At 51.0% G+C, this 3,488-nt stretch carries 4 protein-coding genes; all 4 read left to right on the top strand.

Annotated features, from left to right (window positions below):
• The first annotated feature begins 1,008 nt into the window (after window positions 1-1,008).
• Entirely contained in the window at window positions 1,009-1,593 is a 585-nt protein-coding gene (locus tag B2633_RS16855; RefSeq protein WP_483171837.1) for a 2-oxoacid:acceptor oxidoreductase family protein, read from the top strand.
• The gene (locus tag B2633_RS16850) at window positions 1,590-1,898 is read left to right on the top strand and encodes a 4Fe-4S binding protein (protein WP_483171836.1); all 309 of its coding nucleotides are present in this window, start codon (window positions 1,590-1,592) and stop codon (window positions 1,896-1,898) included. Before B2633_RS16855 ends, B2633_RS16850 begins: the two co-directional genes overlap by 4 nt.
• Window positions 1,895-3,085, top strand: a complete 1,191-nt coding sequence (gene porA / locus B2633_RS16845) for a pyruvate ferredoxin oxidoreductase (RefSeq protein WP_483171835.1) — start codon at window positions 1,895-1,897, stop codon at window positions 3,083-3,085. The genes B2633_RS16850 and porA overlap by 4 nt, the downstream gene beginning before the upstream one ends.
• Window positions 3,082-3,488: thiamine pyrophosphate-dependent enzyme (locus B2633_RS16840; RefSeq protein WP_483171834.1), on the top strand; the 407-nt coding region annotated here is incomplete at its 3' end. The genes porA and B2633_RS16840, both read left to right, overlap by 4 nt.

The raw sequence follows: 3,488 nt of genomic DNA, 5'->3' as shown, positions 1-3,488 counted from the left end.
CTGATTATCCAATTTTTTAATATTTCTAATAATCCATATAAGAAAGTATATTAAAAAATTGGATAATCAGGTAAAAGAGTTAACACGCAAAATAGAAAACCCTAACAATAACAGTGATTGAAGCTTGCAAATGTCAATAACCCCGCCGTCCTCTTGATACTCCCCGAGCACCCGCTCACGGGTATTTTCTCTTGGGAAAGCGTCAACTATCGGAATATTACTTTTGAATTTGCTCTATAAACAGCCACAGGTAGCCGTTCAGTTTGTCGGCAAAACCCTCAGGTTGAGCGCTCCGGCAGCACGCAAAGCAATTAATAACTGGAGAAGCTGGGTATTCTGGCTGAGGTAAGCGGTAGAAAACGTAATCGGCGTCATCGTTATCAATCATATGTGCAGATAATTGAAGAAGGCACTGATTATAATATAGTTTGGCCTTATCTTGAAAATCACGTGGGATTGACAAAACACGATCAAGTGGTTATATTTATTTATAATTCAAAATTCAAAGGCATTGACGGAGAGAGTACGTTCCAGCTGAACGTTGCAGCGAGCCGGGGAGGGTGCAAGCCCGGCACCAGTAGTCTGGACCCGAAAATCACTCCTGAGCTGCGGACCGAACGAGTAATCCAGTAGGCTCCGACGGGTTTCCCCCGTCACCGGGAACGCATATGATGGTATGTCGTATTAATGGGTGGTATAGCGAATGTCTTTTAAGGCTTTCGTCCCTTTACGGGACGAAAGCCTTTTTTACTTTAATAGTATTGCCATATTTATGGCATTAAGATGCTCGTGGAAAGTCGCGCGCCCCACGATTTTTAGTATTTTGCACTCTTCTATGCAAATACACTCAAAATCCTTGGAAGGACCAAAGTACTTTGAAGGCATCTCTTGGGAGCCTGCTCCTTAGCGATGCGGCCTGCCCCGTGCGGGGTATAATAGGTGCGCTGAGGGAAAAGATTCGGCGCCTATCTGGTAGTTTAGCCATCACAATGACTGGAGGGAACAGCAATGGCAACCAATGACATGGTAGAAATTCGCTGGCACGGCCGGGGCGGGCAGGGAGCCAAGATGGCCTGCCTGCTCTTGGCGGATGTGGCCGGTTTAGAAGGAAAATTTGTGCAGGGATTCCCGGAATATGGGCCGGAACGTATGGGAGCACCTATAACCGCTTATAACCGTATCAGCGAAAAACGCTGTACTATCCATTCCAACATTTACTATCCGGACTATGTGGTTGTGGTGGATGAAAGTCTGCTGGAAAGCGTCGATGTTACCGGAGGACTGAAAGAGGACGGCGCGATAATCATCAATACTTCCAGCTGTCCCCAGGAGATGCGCCCGAAGCTGCGGGGATGGAACGGAAAGGTCTGCACCATAGATGCCCGCCGCATTTCGGAAGAGATCCTGGGAGCAAATTTTCCCAATACCCCTATGCTGGCTGCCGCAGTCAAGGTGAGCGGCGTTTTGGAGATGGAGAGTTTCTTAACGAATATGGAAGAATCTTTTAAACATAAATTTGCTGCCAAGCCCCAGGTTGTCGAGGGTAACATGGCAACACTGAAAAAATCCATGGACGAGGTGCAGGTAGGATGATTCATGCGAAGGATATCAACGAACACACCCCCTGGCAGGATCTGACCCCCGGTGGGGAGATCTACGAACCGGGAACCGCACGGGCCTTCGATACTGGTACCTGGAGGACCCACACACCCGTATTTATCGTGGAAGCATGCAAACACTGCATGCTTTGTGTCCCATTTTGCCCGGACAGCGCTATTCCGGTAAAGGACGGGAAGCGTCTGGACTTCGATTATATGCACTGCAAGGGCTGCGGAATTTGTGTGGAAGTCTGTCCCTTTCCGGCGATTAAAATGGTATCTGGAGGTGCAGCCAGATGAGCAACCGTCTTTCCGGCAACGAGGCTGTAGCTTATGCCATGAAGCAGGTAAATCCTGATGTCATGGGAGCGTTCCCCATCACCCCCTCCACAGAGATTCCCGAATACTTCGCCGATTATGTGGCTAATGGCGAGGTAAATACCGAGTACGTAGCCGTGGAGTCTGAGCACAGTTCAATGTCGGTGTGCATTGCGGCGCAGGCTGCCGGTGCCAGATCCGTCTGCGCCACTTCATCCTGCGGACTGGCCTTGATGTACGAGCTTTTGTACGTGGCGGCTTCCTGCCGTCTGCCTATTACACTGGCCTGCGTCAACCGGGCTCTTTCGGGTCCGATCAACATAAACAACGACCACTCCGATTCTATGGGAGCAAGGGACTCCGGCTGGATTCAAATCTATGCCGAAAATAATCAGGAGGCCTACGATAATTTTCTCATGGCTCTGCCTATCGGCGAACACCTAAGCGTGCGCTTGCCGGTGATGACCTGTATGGACGGCTTCATCACCAGTCATGCCGTGGAGAATATAGAGCTTGTGGAGACGGAGGCGGTGCGCAAGTTTATCGGGGAATATTGCCCCGAAAACTATCTGCTGAAAAAAGAAAATCCCCTGGCGGTAGGACCGTATGATGTGAGTCCTTATTACATGGAACACAAAGTTATGGAGGCTGAGGCGATGAAGGCGGCCAAGGCCCGCATACTGGAGGTGGCCGCAGAGTTTGGAAAGATTTCCGGACGGAGCTACGGCCTATTTGAAGAATACCGGATGGAGGATGCCCAATTTGCTCTGGTTTTGATCGGGTCCAGTGCCGGGACTGCCAAAGCGGCTGTCGACAAGCTGCGGGATCATGGAGTAAAGGCGGGGCTGATCAAAATAAGAGTATTCCGTCCTTTCCCGGGTGAGGAACTGGCCCGGGCCTTGGCAGGCGTCAGGGCCGTAGCCGTCATGGATAAGTCGGAGGGCTTTTCAGGGAGCGGCGGTCCTTTATTTGCCGAGACCCGCAGTGCTTTGTATGATCTGAAGGAACGTCCTTATCTGATAAATATCGTCTACGGTCTGGGCGGCCGCGACGTAAAGACCGGGGACATTGAAAAGGTGTTCGCCCGGCTGGCGGATATTGCTGGAACCGGCGAGATAGGTCCGGTATATACTCATATGGGGCATAGGTCAAAGGAGGACATAGCATGAGCAAGGTATACAACCTGAAACGGGAAGTGGAAAAGCCGGCTCGTCTCACCGGAGGGCATCGACTCTGCGCCGGATGCGGCGCCGGGGTGGTGGTGTCAGGGGTTCTGCGCGCTCTGAATAAAGAGGACCGGGCGGTGGTGGTCAATGCTACCAGTTGTCTGGAGGTCTCCACTTTTATGTATCCTTACACTGCCTATATGGACAGTTATATTCATTCTGCTTTTGAAAACTCCGCGGCTACCTGTTCCGGAGTGGAAGCAGCCTATAATGCTTTGAAACGACGCGGCAAGGTGGAAGGAACCGTCAAGTTCATCACTTTCGCGGGTGACGGCGGCACCTACGATATAGGGTTTCAATCCCTGTCCGGCGCTATGGAACGCGGTCATGACATGGTCTACGTCTG

Origin of the sequence: Syntrophomonas sp. UBA1041, from assembly GCF_002316705.1 — a bacterium.
Lineage (GTDB): Bacteria > Bacillota > Syntrophomonadia > Syntrophomonadales > Syntrophomonadaceae > DTU019.
This window is presented reverse-complemented; position numbering and strand designations above follow the sequence as displayed.

Bases quoted from the DNA above. Each gene is read 5' to 3' on its own strand.
- B2633_RS16855 (WP_483171837.1), top strand. From the start codon at position 1,009: ATGGCAACCAATGACATGGTAGAAATTCGCTGGCACGGCCGGGGCGGG.
- B2633_RS16850 (WP_483171836.1), top strand. From the start codon at position 1,590: ATGATTCATGCGAAGGATATCAACGAACACACCCCCTGGCAGGATCTG.
- porA (WP_483171835.1), top strand. From the start codon at position 1,895: ATGAGCAACCGTCTTTCCGGCAACGAGGCTGTAGCTTATGCCATGAAG.